The sequence below is a fragment of the Sutcliffiella cohnii genome, assembly GCF_002250055.1.
GTDB classification, from domain to species: Bacteria; Bacillota; Bacilli; order Bacillales; family Bacillaceae_I; genus Sutcliffiella; species Sutcliffiella cohnii.
On sequence record NZ_CP018866.1, the window covers coordinates 3,034,346 to 3,047,432 of the forward strand.

At 35.6% G+C, this 13,087-nt stretch carries 14 protein-coding genes; 4 read left to right on the forward strand and 10 right to left on the reverse strand.

The features are described from left to right. Positions 1–23: 23 nt before the first annotated feature. Positions 24–1,436, reverse strand: a complete 1,413-nt coding sequence (locus BC6307_RS15245) for a spore germination protein (RefSeq protein WP_066419837.1) — start codon at positions 1,434–1,436, stop codon at positions 24–26. A 204-nt stretch (positions 1,437–1,640) separates the two neighbouring features. On the opposite strand from BC6307_RS15245, the gene BC6307_RS15250 reads away from it, so the two are divergent. Continuing rightward, a complete protein-coding gene (locus tag BC6307_RS15250; RefSeq protein ID WP_066419835.1) occupies positions 1,641–2,492 on the forward strand; it encodes a hypothetical protein in 852 nt (283 codons plus the stop codon). A gap of 329 nt (positions 2,493–2,821) precedes the next feature. Here the strand turns inward: BC6307_RS15250 and BC6307_RS15255 are convergent, their stop codons facing one another. From BC6307_RS15255 to BC6307_RS15285, 7 genes are all read right to left on the reverse strand, one after another. After that, positions 2,822–4,342 (reverse strand): rhomboid family intramembrane serine protease, encoded by a 1,521-nt coding sequence (locus BC6307_RS15255; RefSeq protein WP_066419836.1) that lies wholly within the window; start codon positions 4,340–4,342, stop codon positions 2,822–2,824. A gap of 511 nt (positions 4,343–4,853) precedes the next feature. Next, positions 4,854–5,126, reverse strand: a complete 273-nt coding sequence (locus tag BC6307_RS15260) for a DUF1450 domain-containing protein (RefSeq protein ID WP_066419213.1) — start codon at positions 5,124–5,126, stop codon at positions 4,854–4,856. An 11-nt stretch (positions 5,127–5,137) separates the two neighbouring features. Continuing rightward, entirely contained in the window at positions 5,138–5,983 is an 846-nt protein-coding gene (locus BC6307_RS15265; RefSeq protein ID WP_066419216.1) for a 2OG-Fe(II) oxygenase, read from the reverse strand. Between the two features lie 181 nt (positions 5,984–6,164). Beyond that, the gene (locus tag BC6307_RS15270) at positions 6,165–6,344 is read right to left on the reverse strand and encodes a hypothetical protein (RefSeq protein ID WP_066419217.1); all 180 of its coding nucleotides are present in this window, start codon (positions 6,342–6,344) and stop codon (positions 6,165–6,167) included. Between the two features lie 83 nt (positions 6,345–6,427). Then, entirely contained in the window at positions 6,428–7,381 is a 954-nt protein-coding gene (locus tag BC6307_RS15275) for an L-lactate dehydrogenase (RefSeq protein ID WP_066419219.1), read from the reverse strand. 58 nt (positions 7,382–7,439) lie between these two features. Next, complete coding sequence (locus BC6307_RS15280) at positions 7,440–8,234, reverse strand: DUF92 domain-containing protein (RefSeq protein ID WP_066419221.1); 795 nt, start codon at positions 8,232–8,234, stop codon at positions 7,440–7,442. Continuing rightward, positions 8,227–8,787 (reverse strand): 5-formyltetrahydrofolate cyclo-ligase, encoded by a 561-nt coding sequence (locus tag BC6307_RS15285; RefSeq protein ID WP_066419228.1) that lies wholly within the window; start codon positions 8,785–8,787, stop codon positions 8,227–8,229. The genes BC6307_RS15280 and BC6307_RS15285 overlap by 8 nt, the downstream gene beginning before the upstream one ends. Before the next feature lie 203 nt (positions 8,788–8,990). Here BC6307_RS15285 and rpmG point away from each other — a divergent pair, with 203 nt between their 5' ends. Beyond that, the gene (gene rpmG, locus BC6307_RS15290; RefSeq protein WP_013059189.1) at positions 8,991–9,140 is read left to right on the forward strand and encodes a 50S ribosomal protein L33; all 150 of its coding nucleotides are present in this window, start codon (positions 8,991–8,993) and stop codon (positions 9,138–9,140) included. 58 nt (positions 9,141–9,198) lie between these two features. On the opposite strand, the gene BC6307_RS15295 is transcribed toward rpmG, so the two are convergent. Together BC6307_RS15295 and BC6307_RS15300 are read right to left on the reverse strand one after the other, a co-directional pair. Then, the gene (locus tag BC6307_RS15295; RefSeq protein ID WP_066419231.1) at positions 9,199–11,580 is read right to left on the reverse strand and encodes a glycosyltransferase; all 2,382 of its coding nucleotides are present in this window, start codon (positions 11,578–11,580) and stop codon (positions 9,199–9,201) included. Beyond that, positions 11,570–11,971 carry a hypothetical protein gene (locus tag BC6307_RS15300; protein ID WP_066419232.1) on the reverse strand — a complete coding sequence of 134 codons (402 nt, stop codon included), beginning with the start codon at positions 11,969–11,971 and terminating at the stop codon, positions 11,570–11,572. Before BC6307_RS15300 ends, BC6307_RS15295 begins: the two co-directional genes overlap by 11 nt. Before the next feature lie 208 nt (positions 11,972–12,179). Between BC6307_RS15300 and BC6307_RS15305 the strand changes: the two genes are divergently transcribed. After that, on the forward strand, positions 12,180–12,539 hold the full coding sequence (locus BC6307_RS15305; protein WP_066419234.1) for a hypothetical protein: 360 nt from the start codon (positions 12,180–12,182) through the stop codon (positions 12,537–12,539). After that, entirely contained in the window at positions 12,532–13,068 is a 537-nt protein-coding gene (locus tag BC6307_RS15310; RefSeq protein WP_066419236.1) for a hypothetical protein, read from the forward strand. Before BC6307_RS15305 ends, BC6307_RS15310 begins: the two co-directional genes overlap by 8 nt. Positions 13,069–13,087: the final 19 nt, after the last annotated feature.

The window sequence follows — 13,087 nt, forward strand, 5'->3', positions numbered from 1 at the left end:
TTTAAGAGACAGTCGCTTTGATTTTATCTATCCGGGTCTTGTGGATGTAAGACGGATGGTCGTCGGTTTTTTAATGGAATTGGAGACCGGAATAATACATCTCGAAATGCACGTAAATCAAATGGAATGAACGGCCATAAGTATGGGACATCATAAGACTTCATTCTTGTTAACAATACTAATAGAACAACTAAGCCAATCATAAACCCTGTAACTCCAAATGCAGCTGTCGCAAGAAGTAACACGATGCGGAACAATCGATTTGCCAGACTCATTTCATAACTAGGTGTAGAGAACGTTCCAATCGCTGCAATTGCTAAATAAAGTATGATTTCCGGAACAAACAATCCAACAGTTACAGCAACATCGCCTATTAATATCGCTGCAACTAACCCAAGAGCAGTTGCTAATGCAGTCGGGGTATGAATGGCAGCCATCCTTAACATGTCCATTCCGACTTCAATAATTAAAATTTGAGCGAGCAACGGAACTGTACTTTGCTCAGAAGTACCAATGTACTCCAATCTTTCTGGAAGTAATTCAGGATTAAGTGCAAATAAATACCATAACGGCAAAATAAAAATCGAGGCCCAAACGGCTAAGAATCGAACTAATCGCAAGTACGCACCAACAACCGGTTTGTTTCGATACTCTTCTGCGTGCTGCATATGATGCCAAAATGTAGTCGGAGCAATAATAGCACTTGGTGAACCGTCTACTAATATAAGTACATGGCCTTCAAAAAGATGTGTTGCAGCTGTATCAGGTCTCTCAGTGTAGCGAACATTAGGATAAGGATTGAAGTGCCTACCATCTACATATTCTTCAATCGTTTTCTCCGCCATCGGGATTCCATCTGTATCAATTAAATCTAGAGATTCTTTCACTTTTTTAACAGTATGAGGATCTGCGATGTCTTCTAAGTAACAAATACTTATATCTGTTTTCGAACGACGTCCCACTTGCGTATATTCCATCCTCAATGACCGATCCCGAACTCTTCTTCTTATAAGTGCACAGTTAAACACTAACGTCTCTACAAATCCGTCTCTTGAACCTCTTACAACTCTTTCGGTGTCTGGCTCTTCTGGACCGCGTACAGGGTACGTCCGAGCATCGATAATAATGGCTTCTTTTAAACCTTCAATAATTAAAGCAGTTGGTCCAGCTAATACTGTATCAACCACTTTTTCTAAATCATCGACTGTTTCAATTTCTATGTAAGGTATATATGTTTTTAATAGTTTATCTAACGTACCTTCTTCTAATTGTTCTGGCGATAGGCAGGCAAGAAACTTCATGAGTAGATGTAATATATCATCCTTCGCGAATCCGTCGACCATAAACATTCCAAATTTACGACCGACATATTCTAAATCTAAATTAATTAAATCAAAGCTTTTATCAACATCTAAACGTTTTTTTATGTATTCCATGTCATGTTCATAATTTCCTGTAACTGGTTTACTAGGTTGGTACCCGCTCACCTTGCATACCTCCAATGCTGTCAACCAAATATGTGTCTCTATCCATTTTTTACTTCCTTCTATTAAAACATACACTTTTCATAAATATTTCCTACATAAACAGAAAGACAAGCTCATACGGTGGTAATAGTGAAGTTTCACCAGGAGGCTATTATGAGAAAATTAACATTAATTGCATTTACATTCTTTTTATTATTTATTTTTATAACAAATATTGAAGATGAAACAAAAGAAAGTATTATTTTCTTTAAGCTAGACCCTTTCGTTTCTGTTGAAAAGGCAGTTACTCAACTATCATTAGGGAAAATAAAAAATAGTGACGGTTATGAAGTTAATTGGGAAGTAAGTTCGACGACAACCGACTCGATTTATTTAAGGCAAGATATTTCATTACTTTTTGAAGAAGGTATTTTAAAAGGCGTTTTAAGCGATTGGGAGGATAATAGCCAAACATTAACACAAGCAGCTACCCTGTCAGGGGAGGATAGTAGCCGTTATATGTCCATCTCGTTTCATCATGGGGAAATACACACTGAAGATGAAATCACTAGTACGCAAGCGATGAGCAAAGACTTCCTTTATGTTATCGATTCAAGTTCAAAACCTATTCATGCATTTAAAGAGGCAGTTACTTCTGAGCAGAAGGAATGGAAGGACGTGCTCGATACAGTAAGCGAACAGCAACTAACACAAGCTTGGAACCGAACGATAAATAGTTTTGAAATTCCATCACGAAACTATTTTTCTTATTCACTAGCGGAACTAGTCGATATTGAAAAATTCCCTAACTTTAATAAAGACAAAACACAAGAAATAATCGGTAAACTGTGGGAAGGTATTTATAAAGAATACTTTTTAGGAATTAAAACGTACGACGGCTCTATTATTCCACCAATCGGTAGTACAATGCCATTAATACTGTTAGCAAAAGACTCTTCTCATCTACTTGTTCTATTCGAAACGGCTAACGGGGAAGCAATAAGGCTTATTCAACAAATAAATTAAAATAATACACTAAAATGCAAATGCCTTTCTACTTGCTTCACCGTTGCTACCTATTTTCAAGATAGAAACGATGCAAGATAAATTTTGTACCTGGAGAATGAAGATAGGTGGTACAGATAGAACTACAAAAATGTTTTGCCATTCAATATATAGAACCGAGAGTGGAACGTAGCTACAGACACTTGACTCCCTTCCCGAGGAAAGCTAGTGTCTGCAGCGAAGTGCGACGGACTAAATTAAACCACTCTCTATTTTCAAGGTTGCCACCACATGCAAGAAACAAATAAAAACCGACCGAACAACAACGTTCAATCGGTAGTATCATAAAGCTATTCTCCTAACATCCTTATAAGCTCTTCTCGTACTCTCGTATAAGATTCTACATTCTCAATTTCTATCGCATTTTCGACAGAAGCCAACGCAAGCTCTAATTCATCCAGCTCAATATAAACTAACGATAAATTATAATGAGCCTCATGAAACCTTGGTTGAATAGCAATTGCTTTTTCTAAATTTTCTCTCGCTAATTGCAATTCTCCTTGTTTTATCTCTATATACGAAAAATAAAAATAAATCTCTGCAGGTAGGTTTTCTTGCCCTTCTAATAATGCCAGTTTTTCGTAAGCTTCCTCTAATTGCTCGTTTTCTATAAGCTGTTGTACTTGCGTTGCAACAACTAATGGATCTTCAGCATTGTTTGTATAGCCTATTTGGAGACCATAAAATACAATGGCAGCTGTTACCAAAACAGTTAAAAGCTGTCGGACAGACTTTTTTTGTCTAGGTAACGAAACAATACTTGCCGCAAGAAACCCGCCAACTAATCCGCCAATATGACCGGCATTATCGATTCCTGGAATGATAAAACCTAACGACAAATTGATACCGACAATCACTAAAATATTCATTCCCATCGTCCGTAAAAATAACTTCGGCATGACAATTCCAACAAAAAGTAGGGCACCGAAGCAACCAAAAATGGCTCCTGAAGCTCCAGCGGATACAGATGGAGTAAAGATAAAGCTAGCTACAGACCCAGTGAAACCAGCAAACAAGTACATAAATAAAAACCTAGCGCTTCCATAAATTCTTTCGACTGCTGAGCCAATATAATAAAGGGCTAGCGTATTCATCACTAAATGAAGTAATCCAATATGAAGAACAATTGGTGTAAAGAACCTCCACCATTCACCATCAATTATTAGCGGATTATATTTTGCACCGTAATCAATAAGTGTTTGGATATTTTGACTTCCACCATTCATTTCAAGCAGTAAGAAGAAAATTACTTGGACAGCAATAAAAATGTACGTAAAGAATGGTTTACCATATTGGAATACATCTCTTTCTCTTTTGATACGGTTGTTTGCAACAGAAACGACAGATTGCTTTAAATGTTCAAGAGCTAAATCATCAAGGACCATTTCTTCTTGAATCATGATAGGCTTTTTTGTTACATCAGAAACTCTTTTCGTTGCTTCTTGAATGTTTTGGTTATGTAATATGATAGGTGCAACGTCTACTTTTTCCTTATTGCCTTCTCTCTCCATTAAAGGTTCCCAGTCATCTACTGGTGGATATGTTGATACATAAATAGAAACCGCCTGTAAATCACGTTTAAAAAGCTGTTTTCTAAACTGCTCCACTTGAAATGTTGTCTTTTCAATATCTCTTTTTAACCACATAGCCCAATCAAGGTCATATCGAAGTAGACGAATAATTGGAGCATCCTTATTTCGTAATGACTCTAGCCAAACTTCTTTTTGCGTTTCAGAAATATGAAGTATTCTATATTCATGTTGAATAACAAACTGATGAATAATTCTCCAAAAAACGGTATCCATTAACATGAGCAGCACCTGCCTTATTCTTTAAGCGACCATTATTATTATTCTATTTATTTTACCTTTCACAAGAACGAAAGTAAAAAACTTTACTCGAAATAATACGTATTTATGTTATTTCATCCCATCTCAATATTACATTATAAGAACAAAAGCGCAGGCGCTTCGTTCAGGCCCGTACAAACTGGACTGTTACGGTTGTGATAAAGGAAACACGGCGACGGAGGAGCCGATGTTGACTTATCGTACTTCGGATAAGGGAAGTTTGATAGGGCCTAAGCGCCGGAGCTAGACACAAAAGCGGAGGCGGCTCGTTCTGGCCCGACAAGAAAGGTGCGGCGCTGCAGGTGGACGCTCTTTGTCCACCGGAAGTGACTGAATTATGTCTCGAGGGCCAAGCCGCCGGAGCTAGACGTAGCAACACAAAGTTAGTAGTTATCCACAACTTTCCACTTTTAAAATTTCCTAAACGATGAAAAAAGAGATGCCAACTTTGGCACCTCTTTGTTTATTTTTATCAACCCTCCACTTTTTGGAGCAGTTTTTTTAGTAAGTCATCAGGACTATCTGCCTTGATAAACTTTCCATTCACTAAAGCGTACGGATTTACTCGACACTCTTCACATTTGTTCTGGCAATGATACTCTTGAAAATGGACATTTTTTTTAGACAATAATGCGGACGAGAATCGTGCAAGTTCCTCTTCAGAAAAAAACTGGTCAATATTTTTCACGCAGAAATGAACATCATAGTTTTTAGTTTTAGAAAACAATGTTTTCAATATTTTCATAGCTAACGTTCCTATTCATATATTTTTCCTTTGCGAATCCATTTCGTCGCAACCCATTTTTCCCCATTAGAAACTGGAATACTAGCATGTAAAGATTTGCGGTCTACTTGATCTTTACTATTACCGTAATGAAAGAAAACTGCTGCCCCCTTTTTCGGAACGATAGATAATCCTACTTTCGGAAAAACCGTTTCCCCACCTGCTTCTACATCATTTAAATAAAGAAGGAAGGTGCCTATTCTTTGACCACCTTTTGAGTTATCGACTTTATTTGTTGGGAAAAAATCAAAATGTAGTTTGTATTCTTCACCAACCTCATATTTTAACACTTGTAATCCTTCTCCATTTTCAACAGGAGTATTCGTAATTTCAGATATTCTTTTTTCTAGTTTTGAAATTAACTCGTTTTCATCAAACGAAAAATAGGTACCTTTACTTGTTCTTCCAGTTGCTAGTTTTATCTCACCTGTTCTTTGATCAATAACAGTAGAAGGCTTTAATCTCTCTTTCGAAAGCTGTATTAGTTGATCACATTCTTCACTGCTTAAAACATTATCTAAATATAAAATATATGGTTTCTCCATTTTTAGTAGTATATTTACATCTCTGTCACTCGTTTGAATCTTATTGTTAGTCGTACTTATCCCTACATCCTCATATTCATATGTTAGTTGATTTAAATCAACTTCTTTTAGTTTATCTGGTCCAATTACAGCTGCTATTGTTGAATATGCAGATTTCGCTTCATACCCCTTATCTACCATTCCCTGTAAAATAGCTACAGGACTGATCCCCCTATTAAAAGTATGAATAATCCATTCTTTTAGTTTCTCTGGAACAGCTATTGTTTTCCCCATGTTCAAGACCCCTCTTTATTTGTTAGGCGTTTTCAATACTTTAACTATATCATGGCAAAAGAAAAGCTATCAAATGAAATAGCTTACTAAAATTTAGGAAATATCTTTCATTTATAATTATCCTGTGATAACAGTAGGAAAAAAATAAAAAAGTGCCAAACAATATGTTTGACACTTTCCATTACGCGCGAAATATCGCTGACATAAAACGGTCACGGACAAATGGGAGATCCATTCCGAACGTAACGGCAAACCTTCTAATAGAACTAATCCCAAGTAGATAGTTCATAATTTTATACCTGTTTTGATAAAGTGCATACGTCCCAGCTGCCATTAAAATAATTCTTATAAGTGAGTTCATTGTGTTTACATCCCTCCTACATGTATGTTTTGCAATAACAGAAAAAACATGCCATTTATACGGCATGTTTTTCCATAAACTTATTATTTTTTTGTAAATACTTCATTTTTAATAGCCGTTAACACTTCTACAGATTGTTTAAACTGTTCTTTTTCTTTTTCACTTAGTTCTAGTTCTACTATTTCTCTTATTCCTTGACGGTTTACAACCGCTGGTACTCCGATGTATATATCTTTTCCATCATACTGACCATCTAAATATGCGGACACCGTTAATATCGAATTTTGATTTTGTAAAATTGCTTTTGTAAGCCGGACTAACCCCATTGCTATTCCGTAATAAGTAGCACCTTTTCTCTCAATAATATGGTAAGCGGCATCGCGAACGTTTACAAAAATTTCATCAAGGTCTTCTTCCTTATATCCTTCTTTTTGCTTCATCATTTCTAATATCGGCTTTCCACCTATGTCAGCCTTACTCCAAACAGGTAGTTCTGTATCACCATGCTCTCCCATAATGTAAGCATGAACATTTCGAGCATCAACGTTAAAATATTCACCTAAAAGGTAACGGAATCGGGCAGTATCTAAAATAGTACCAGAACCAATGACTCTTTCTTTCGGTAATCCTGAAAACTTCCAAGTTGCATACGTTAATATATCTACAGGGTTCGTTGCTACTAAGAAAATACCATTAAATCCACTATTCATTACACTATCTACAATACTTTTGAAAATTCTTGTGTTTTTCTCTACTAGATCCAATCTAGTTTCACCTGGCTTTTGGTTCGCACCAGCACAAATGACAACGAGATCTGCTTGAGCACAGTCTGTATAGTCCCCGTACCATATTTTTGTTGGAGTTGGGGCAAAGGCCATTCCGTGGTTTAAATCCATTGCATCCCCTTCAGATTTTTCTTTATTTAAGTCAATAAGTACTAATTCTTCCGTGACACCTTGATTTAGTAACGCAAAAGCATAGCTAGAACCAACAAAACCTGTTCCAATTAACGCGACGCGGTTTACACCATTTTCCAAAGTAATCCCCTCAATTCTTGTTTTTTATATATCTTCAATATTAAGTACAAATATTAGCCTAAACAAACACATAAAAAATGCATGCAATAATGGAAGTAAAAAGAATAGATGTAATATTGACAACATCATTATTCACAAAAGTAGAGCCACTAGTATGTATTGTTACTTCATTACAATGAATGCGATGTTCTGTAGACTTTCCACATTTTGAACAACGATATTTAACCTGTACTGTTGCTCCTAATATCGTGTCCAAAAAACAACCAATAAAACCGAAAGTACATATCATTAAAAACAACTCAATACTCCCATCCCATAAAACAACACTACTGAGGCTAATTATGATACTACCAAAAAGCGCGGCAGTAGTACCAAGTAAAGAAATGGCACCTGATGTACCTTTTTCTACCCTCTTTAAAGAAAAAATAGACAAAGGCCTTTTGTTTGATAAAGGGCCAATTTCTGATGCCCATGTATCAGATGTAGAAACGGCAATTGCTGTAACGAATGCTATCCAAAATAAGCTAGACTCTGAAACAATAAATAGTATACTCGCCACTGCAGGAATACCACCGTTCGCAAACACTTGTATCCAATCTCGTTGACTACCTTTTTCGACTACTTTCGATGTCTCATCCTTATCTTTTTTCCATTTACTCCATACACTTGAAGTAACAAAAAAGATCCCGATTAATAATAAACCTTTCCATCCGAAGCCATTTGCAATAAACACACCAACAATTATTGTAGCAATGCTACCTGATTTCGAAAGGGCCCTTCCCTTATATCCTAAAACAGCGATTGCAATTGTTCCTATGAATAATACGTACAGGTTATTTAATAGGTCAAGCATAAAGTCCCTCATCTGTAATAATGAACTCTACAGGAATATCATGGTTCTCAGTTGGTACAGAAGCTACCAATTGCTCCTGGAAAGCGAGCGAAACTTTCTCTCCAGTAAATCCTTGTAAATAACGGTCGTAATAACCTCCTCCATGACCGATCCGATAACCCCTGTTATCAAAAACAACACCCGGTACAAGCATTAAATCGATAGAGTCTTTTTCACAATAAACAGTTTCGTTCTCAATCGGTTCTTGTAATCCAAAATAAACTGTTTCAAGCTCGCTAAAGCTTGTAAGATAAAAAAAGCGCATCGAATTATCTCTTGGATAACATTTAGGAACTGCCACTCGTTTCTTTTGTTCCCACGCTTTTTCAATAATTTCTTTCGTACTCACTTCAGGAAAACGAGAAATCGTAACACCGATAGTCGTTGCCTTCTCCCAGCTATCCGTTTGAAACAAACGATTGTGTATGGCATTTGATCTCTCTTCATACCTTTCCTCTGTCATCACTTCAAGAGCATTTTTTATTTTGCTTCTCATTTCCTTTTTTGCTAGCATTTTTCGTCCACCTACTTTTTAATTACTATTATTATAATAGTAGTTTATCATGTTAGTGAGGTCATTATTTTCCTTAAAAACAACTAAAAGTCATATTCACTCCTCTCTCTTATGAGGAAAGTTTAAAAAGGACTGGAATTTCATGATTAAAAGTGATATTATAAGTAAGTCTGAATTAAGCAATATAGTTTGGAGGGATAACGATGCGCGTAAACGTAACTTTAGCTTGCACAGAAACTGGTGATCGTAACTACATCACTACTAAAAATAAACGTAATAACCCAGACCGTCTTGAGCTTAAAAAATATAGCCCAAGATTAAAAAAAGTAACACTTCACCGTGAAACAAAGTAAGCAGTAGGTTTTTCCTACTGCTTATTTTTTTACCTTTACACGATTACTAAAAGGCTTATCAAGGAATTTTTACCCTCCCCTGAATATTTTTATATACATGTAACGTTTTCTCAGAAATAATGTCCCATGAATATAGCTCCATTGATTTTTTTGCATTTTCTTGAATTCTTTTAATAGATTGTCCTTGAGTTAAAACATGACAAATGAACCTTGCCATTTCGTTCCCTTTGCCAGGATTTATTAAAAAACCATTTTGCTCATGTTTAATGATGGAGGGAATCCCCCCGCTGTTACTAGCAATCACTATTCTGCTATGCGCCATTGCCTCTAAAACAACAATCCCAAACGGTTCATACAAGCTTGGGACAACAACAATATCACATTCCTGCAACAGTGTTGTTTTTTGTTCTTCTTGTAAAAACCCAACAAATTGAACGACATCTTCTACATTTTGTTCCTTTACCTTTCTTTTTAACGCTCTTTCGTACGGACCAATACCTGCAATCATAAATATAGCTTGTGGAAAGTGTTGACGTACTATTGCAGAGGCCTCTATAAAATACTGAAATCCTTTTTCAGGAACAAGTCTTCCAATTGCAACAATTTTAGGATAAGTAGAATTAATTGGCTGTATCTCATTATCTTTCACATCATTGACCCCGTTTGGTATTACCGTAATTTTATGTTGAGGAGTGGAAAAATGACGTTCTAATTCCTGTTTCATATAATCACTACATACGATTATATAATCGGATGCGTTCGTTAAATTTTCTTCAAGTCGATGAATTTCTTCTTGGTCTCCCTTCAACTCCTCGCCTAACCTTCTCCCCTTTTCAAGAGCATGAATCGTTGAAATGAGTGGAACATTCCACATACTTTTTAGTTGAGTGGCTGCTGCGCACACTAGCCAATCGTGAGCATGAATAAATGAAAAGGACTTTGTTTCCGCTAATTTTACTGCCTGTTCAATCATTGCAACGTTAATCCTACTGTTCCATTGTATTAAAGTTGTTCCAGCTGGTTGGAATGGCGTGATTCTGTATACTTCAACACCTTCTATTACTTCAAAACTAGGGGCACCTATTGCACCTATTGTTATTACGATTATTTTCACACCGCGTTTTTGTAAAGTTTTCGAAAGTTGTGCAACATGTGTCCCTAGTCCACCAATCATACCTGGTGGGAACTCTGTTGATAACCATAATACATGAGCCTTTTCGTCTTTTCGATTCAAATATGTAGTAAACAACTTATCCCAATTCACATTAAACGAGGATAGTTCCTCAACATGCTTCATCCTTTTTTCATTTAACAGTTTGTCATCTGTTTTCTGGAGCCAACTTGAATGTAACTGTTGTAGTTTTTTTGTATCTTTATGGAAAAAGGCCGTATTCAATTCTTCTTCTAAATCATATAACGCCGTTACATTAACATCATTCGCTTTCCACGATTGTTTATAAAGCTGTTTAACTACAGAAAAACCATCCTGGTGTTCAAATGATAAAGAAGATAAAGTTGTTAAGTTTTCCATTATATGTGATAAAAACAGGATACCTTCATCCCACTCATAACCGAACAGCTCAAGTGAAAAAGTCAAAATAGCATACTCTTCAACTACTGTATTAGCAACTTCCCTCAAAAATTGCTGTGCGTGTATTAAGCATCTTTCTGTTGCTTTTTTTTCGATGTACCGTAACGGACTGTTCTTTTCGCTTCCTTTAGCCTTATAAGAAATTCCAACAGCCAATCTATTCATTCTAGCAGGAAAAAATGTCTGCAAATAATCCCACTGACGCTCAAATGCAATATCGTTGTTTTTATCGCGATATACAGCGTCTTTTACATACTTGGAAATAATAGGAGATAAATTATACGTTCTACTTTCGATATTTACATTTACTAATGAATATTTTTGCAAAAGATTTACTTCTTCATCAGAAAATGTTTCCCCCCAAAAACTCATCGTATCTAGTTTGTCTATACAATATTGAATTTGAGCCTCTTTCAACCACATACTGTTATAATGCGCTACAAAATTACTATTAGAGAACTTTAATAGCGGAACGATCTTTTCCCTCTTTACTAATTTTTTTATAATCATTACAATGCTACGATGATTTTTTTCCCAATAGGAATGAATTGTTTTATAGCGATTTACGTACACAAGTGCAGAAGGGTTTACTTTTTCTTCATTAAGCGCTAGTGCTAATTTCTCCTTTAAAAAAGTACTATATTGGTTTTTAAATGTTTCTTCCTCTACCATATGTAAAAATGTAGGTGTAATAGTAAGGCCAACTTTATGCTTGAGCTGTTCATACAGCAGAAAAAAAGGTAAATACGAGTCCGTCAATTTTTCAAAAAAGGTTACCGTTTCCCTTTCGTTGTTCAATGAAAAAATCGGTACATGTGCATGAAATACAAAAGATATTTTATTCGCCATGCACTTCACCCTTTCCGTATATAGTATAAGAGGAAAAACCTTCTAAAGTTGTAGATTCATAAGACAAGTTATCAACGCTCTCTTTCGATATAGTTGTATAAAATAACGGCGATTGTGCAATCGGAACAAATTTCTCTTCACATATGACACCAATTTCAACTAATAATAATTTTTTCTCTTCGATTTCAGGAAATATCACGTGTCTCCTGTAATTCGGATGAACAATCTCTTTATATTCTTTGCCAGCACGTATATCATACAGTCGATAAAGATACTCCCACTCTTTCGAAGGTAAAAAAGTCTTAGCTACGTCTAGTTTCCAACGAGGTAATTTATAGTCTACTAATAAGGAATGATCCTTAGTCCAAATTAATTTTATTTCTTTATTCAAAAAGTCTCCCTCCTACCCTCATAAAATGTAGAAAAAATGCGTAAATTGTATAGGCTCTTTCTATGTATTAAGAAAAAACCTTCTTTTTCTTTATTGTCCATAAAACGGAAATTATTTTAACAGTATGTAACAATTACAAAAAACTAATGATTTTTTATAGTAGTTTAGTTTATTATTATAAAAGTGAACTTAAAAACGAGGTGAAAGCATGATTTATGCAAGTATAAGCCTTATCGTCATTTCCGCCGTTCTTATCGTTTTATCCTTCTTTCAACGTGACAAAATAAAAGAACTAGAAGAAGAAGTTGAACAATTATCTATGGAAGTTGTTCAAGATAAATATAAATTAGAACGAAAAATTAAAGTGTTAGAAGAGGAGCTACTTGTTGGAGCTAGCCCTTCAGAATCTTTTAAGTCTGGACAAGCGAGCGAAGAAGAGGTAGCGATATCCCTTTATCAAAAAGGATATACCGCTCAGCAAATTGCTCAGTTCACTTCTACACCTTTAGCTAAAGTACAAACTATGCTTCAATCTGTCCAAAAGAAAGGAGCGAATTCCTATGAATAATAGTATTCGCGCTTTTGCTATTGGAATCCTCTTTGCAACAGGAGTAACTGGGTGTGCATATGCATTTGAGGGCTCAAAAGAGGTAGTAATAGAGGAGGGACAAGTTCTTTCCTATGCAGAAGAAAATAGTTTAGTTGTATTATCAAAAGAAGAGTACGACCAACTACTACCACAATTAGATGACTTGAAGGATGAAACAACAGCAAAAGAATCAACCGAACCGGAAGAAGATAAGAGTGTAGAAGAAGAAGTAACGAAAGAAGAAAAAATTGAAGAAGAAGAAAAAGAAGAGCCGAAAGAAGAGAAAAAAGAAGAACCTAAAACTTATACATTAACAATTCGTGAAGGTATGTTGCTTCATGAGGCGACAAAAGAATTAGAAAACGCTGGAATTATTGATAATGCATTTAGCTTTAATCAATATTTAGAGAAGAATGACAAAAGTAAGCTAGTCCAAATTGGAACATTTGAATTAACTACAGGTCTTTCTTATCGTGAAGTAACGGCTATTATTACAAAAAATAGATAATGAATAGTTAATGTTTAAC

Excerpts from the sequence above, each read along its gene's own strand:
- rpmG (WP_013059189.1), top strand. The coding sequence starts at position 8,991 with ATGCGCGTAAACGTAACTTTAGCTTGCACAGAAACTGGTGATCGTAAC.
- BC6307_RS15265 (WP_066419216.1), bottom strand. The coding sequence starts at position 5,983 with ATGGGGAAAACAATAGCTGTTCCAGAGAAACTAAAAGAATGGATTATT.
- BC6307_RS15285 (WP_066419228.1), bottom strand. The coding sequence starts at position 8,787 with ATGCTAGCAAAAAAGGAAATGAGAAGCAAAATAAAAAATGCTCTTGAA.
- BC6307_RS15305 (WP_066419234.1), top strand. The coding sequence starts at position 12,180 with ATGATTTATGCAAGTATAAGCCTTATCGTCATTTCCGCCGTTCTTATC.
- BC6307_RS15250 (WP_066419835.1), top strand. The coding sequence starts at position 1,641 with ATGAGAAAATTAACATTAATTGCATTTACATTCTTTTTATTATTTATT.
- BC6307_RS15270 (WP_066419217.1), bottom strand. The coding sequence starts at position 6,344 with ATGAACTCACTTATAAGAATTATTTTAATGGCAGCTGGGACGTATGCA.
- BC6307_RS15280 (WP_066419221.1), bottom strand. The coding sequence starts at position 8,234 with ATGCTTGACCTATTAAATAACCTGTACGTATTATTCATAGGAACAATT.
- BC6307_RS15255 (WP_066419836.1), bottom strand. The coding sequence starts at position 4,342 with ATGTTAATGGATACCGTTTTTTGGAGAATTATTCATCAGTTTGTTATT.
- BC6307_RS15310 (WP_066419236.1), top strand. The coding sequence starts at position 12,532 with ATGAATAATAGTATTCGCGCTTTTGCTATTGGAATCCTCTTTGCAACA.
- BC6307_RS15295 (WP_066419231.1), bottom strand. The coding sequence starts at position 11,580 with ATGGCGAATAAAATATCTTTTGTATTTCATGCACATGTACCGATTTTT.
- BC6307_RS15245 (WP_066419837.1), bottom strand. The coding sequence starts at position 1,436 with ATGGAATACATAAAAAAACGTTTAGATGTTGATAAAAGCTTTGATTTA.
- BC6307_RS15260 (WP_066419213.1), bottom strand. The coding sequence starts at position 5,126 with ATGAAAATATTGAAAACATTGTTTTCTAAAACTAAAAACTATGATGTT.